Origin of the sequence: Kineococcus indalonis, from assembly GCF_009906395.1 — a bacterium.
Taxonomy (GTDB): Bacteria; Actinomycetota; Actinomycetes; order Actinomycetales; family Kineococcaceae; genus Kineococcus; species Kineococcus indalonis.
Genome location: NZ_JAAALM010000509.1, coordinates 1 through 2,881 on the forward strand (window position 1 = coordinate 1; position 2,881 = coordinate 2,881).

General features: G+C 76.9%; 4 protein-coding genes and 1 pseudogene. 2 read left to right on the forward strand and 3 right to left on the reverse strand.

Annotated elements, in window-relative coordinates; all coding sequences use genetic code 11:
• Nucleotides 1-537: pseudogene (locus GTR00_RS18135) on the forward strand (protoporphyrinogen oxidase); the annotation flags it as partial.
• Between the two features lie 56 nt (nucleotides 538-593).
• On the forward strand, nucleotides 594-1,322 hold the full coding sequence (gene hemQ, locus GTR00_RS18140) for a hydrogen peroxide-dependent heme synthase (protein ID WP_166612978.1): 729 nt from the start codon (nucleotides 594-596) through the stop codon (nucleotides 1,320-1,322).
• Between the two features lie 96 nt (nucleotides 1,323-1,418).
• On the opposite strand, the gene GTR00_RS18145 is transcribed toward hemQ, so the two are convergent.
• The 3 genes from GTR00_RS18145 to GTR00_RS18155 form a co-directional block, all read right to left on the reverse strand.
• On the reverse strand, nucleotides 1,419-1,793 hold the full coding sequence (locus GTR00_RS18145; RefSeq protein ID WP_166612979.1) for a hypothetical protein: 375 nt from the start codon (nucleotides 1,791-1,793) through the stop codon (nucleotides 1,419-1,421).
• Between the two features lie 74 nt (nucleotides 1,794-1,867).
• Complete coding sequence (gene msrB / locus GTR00_RS18150) at nucleotides 1,868-2,299, reverse strand: peptide-methionine (R)-S-oxide reductase MsrB (RefSeq protein WP_166612980.1); 432 nt, start codon at nucleotides 2,297-2,299, stop codon at nucleotides 1,868-1,870.
• A gap of 37 nt (nucleotides 2,300-2,336) precedes the next feature.
• On the reverse strand, nucleotides 2,337-2,881 hold a 545-nt coding region (locus GTR00_RS18155), incomplete at its 5' end, for a hypothetical protein (protein ID WP_205706131.1).

Genomic DNA, 2,881 nt, shown 5'->3' on the forward strand with positions numbered 1-2,881 from the left:
GCCGTGGAGACCGCGAGCATGGTCATCGCCGCCCTCGCCGTGCCCGCCGCCGAGCTGGACGGGCTCAGCGGCTCCGGCCTGCTCGTGCCGCCCGTGGAGGCCGCCGCCGCGGGGCTGCGCGTGAAGGCCCTGACCCTGTCGGCGAACAAGTGGCAGTGGGTCGCCGCCCAGCGCCCCGACGTGCGGGTGCTGCGCGTCTCCCTGGGCCGCGCCGGGGAGCGCGAGGCCCTGGACGCCGAGGACGCCGACGTGCGGCGCTGGGCCGCGCAGGACGCCTCCGCGCTGCTGGGCCGGGCGCTGCACCCGCTGGACGTGGCGGTGGTGCGCTGGGTCGACGGGCTGCCCCAGTACGCCGTCGGGCACCGCGAGCGCGTGCAGCGCCTGCGCGCGGCCGTCGCCGCCGCCGGCGCCCTGGCGCTGGCCGGGTCCGTGCTCGACGGGGTGGGGGTGCCCGCGTGCGTGGCGGCCGGCACCCGCGCCGCCGACGACGCCCTCGCCGGCCTCGCCGCCGGGCACGGGCGCGCCGCCGCCGGGTGACCCGCCTCACCCGGCCCGGGTCCGGCCCCGCCGGCGCCCGGGTGGACGATGGGGGCATGAGCCAGGAGACCCCGCACGCAGCGGCCGCCGGCGCCGCGCGCACCAGCGCCGAGGAGATCAACAGCACCATCGCCTACACGATGTGGTCGGTGTTCGCCGTGCGCGACACCCTCGGGGACGCGGACCGCGCCGAGCTGACCGCCGAGGTGCAGGCGCTGCTGGACGAGCTCACCGGCAAGGGCCTGACCGTCCGCGGCCTGTACGACGTCGCCGGCCTGCGCGCCGACGCCGACCTCATGGTGTGGTGGTACGCCGAGACCGTCGAGCTCGTGCAGGAGGCCTACCGCCGGCTGCGCAGCACCCGCCTGGGCGCCCACCTGCGCCCGGTGTGGTCGCAGGTCGGCCTGCACCGCCCCGCGGAGTTCAACCGCGGCCACGTTCCCGCCTTCATGGCCGGCGAGCGCGCCCGCGACTACGTGTGCGTGTACCCGTTCGTGCGCTCCTACGAGTGGTACCTGCTGCCCGAGCAGGAGCGGCGCACGATGCTGCGCGACCACGGCCTGGCCGCCCGCCCCTACGAGGACGTGCGCGCCAACACCGTCTCCGCCTTCGCCCTGGGCGACTACGAGTGGCTGCTGGCCTTCGAGGCCGACGACCTGCACCGCATCGTGGACCTCATGCGCGACCTGCGGAACACCGAGGCGCGCCGCCACGTGCGCGAGGAGGTGCCCTTCTACACCGGCCCGCGCGTGCAGCTCGGCGAGCTGGTCGCCTCCCTGCCCTGACGCGCCCCCCCACCGGGCGCGCCGGGCCCCGGACGCGCCGGAGCCGCCGTCCCCGCGGGGACGGCGGCTCCGGCGCGTCGTGCTCGGTGCGCGCGTTCAGAGGCGCTCGGGGTCCTCGGTGTCGGCGCCGGCGACGTGGTCGACCGTGCCCAGGTGCCCGCTGCCGCCGGCCTCGTCGGGCTCCTCCTGCGTCACGCGCTCGTCGATCGTCTCGTTGTCCGGGTCGACGTCGTCGCGCATGAGCTCCTCGGTGGCGTGGCTCACCTGGCGGCCCGTGTCGTAGGTGTCGTCGTCGCTGTCGCCCAGGAGGGTGTCGGTGCGCAGCGCGCCCAGCTCGTCGCCGTCGTCCGGGCCCCCGTCGATCGAGGTGTCCTCCTGGCGCAGGTCCGGGTCGTCCAGCGGGTCCAGCTGCGGGTCGCCCGGCTGCGGGTCGGCGCCCGGTCGGGCGGTGTAGGAGTACGGCTCGCTCATGCCTCCCACTGTGCCCGCGGCCCCGGGCGCGCGCACCCGCAGCGCACCCGGGGCCGCCGCCGGCCGCGCGCCCCTCAGGAGGCGGTCGGCCTCAGCGTGAGGCTGATGCCGTTGATGCAGAAGCGCTGGTCGGTGGGGGTGGGGAAGCCCTCGCCCTCGAAGACGTGGCCCAGGTGCGAGCCGCAGGTGGCGCAGCGCACCTCGGTGCGCACCATGCCCAGGGTGCGGTCCTCGACCAGCTCGACGGCGTCGGTGTCCTTCGGGTCGTAGAAGGACGGCCAGCCGCAGTGCGAGGCGAACTTCGTGCTGCTGGTGAACAGCTCCGCGCCGCACGCGCGGCAGGCGTACACGCCCTCGGTGGGGTCGTCCTCGTACTCGCTGGTGAACGGCCGCTCGGTGCCGGCCTGGCGCAGGACCGCGTACTCCTGCGGGGACAGCTCGGCGCGCCACTCCTCGTCGGACTTGGTGACGGCGTACTTCTTCGCGGTCGTCTCCGGGGTGCTCATGCCCCGTCCAACCCCCCGGCGGCGGGGGGTGTTCCGCTCAGCCGAGCCGCATGGTGCCGGCGTACAGGTGCAGCACCGGCACCCCGAGGGTGTCGCGGGCGCGGGAGGCCCAGTCGGTGTGGAAGGTGTCCTCCACGGCGTGCGGGCGGGTGACCACGACCAGCTCGCGCGCGTCCGGCTCGGTGCGCAGCAGCTCGCGCACCACCGGCACCGGGTCGTCGCCGCTGGTGCGCCCCTCGGCCCGCAGGCCCAGCGCGCGCAGCTCCTCCAGGGTGCGCGCCAGCGCGGTCTCGGCGTCGGCGCGGGCCCGCTGCGGGTCCGGGCGCCGGGCGCGCGCGGCGGCCAGCGCGTCGCGCAGCTCGCCCAGGCTCAGGTGGTCCAGCACGTCCGCCAGCAGGTTGCGCTCGGTGTCGGCGGGCACGACGACGACGTGGCGCACGTCCTCGCCCTCGTGCAGGGCGGCGATGTTGCCGGCGTCGACCTCGCCCAGCGCCTCCTCGGTGAGGACGACCACGGTCCACGGCTGCGCGCCCCGCGCGCCGAGCCCCTCCCCGCCGGGCTGCTCGGCGGGGAGGGCCTCGG

Bases quoted from the DNA above. Each gene is read 5' to 3' on its own strand.
- hemQ (WP_166612978.1), top strand. From the start codon at position 594: ATGAGCCAGGAGACCCCGCACGCAGCGGCCGCCGGCGCCGCGCGCACC.
- GTR00_RS18145 (WP_166612979.1), bottom strand. From the start codon at position 1,793: ATGAGCGAGCCGTACTCCTACACCGCCCGACCGGGCGCCGACCCGCAG.
- msrB (WP_166612980.1), bottom strand. From the start codon at position 2,299: ATGAGCACCCCGGAGACGACCGCGAAGAAGTACGCCGTCACCAAGTCC.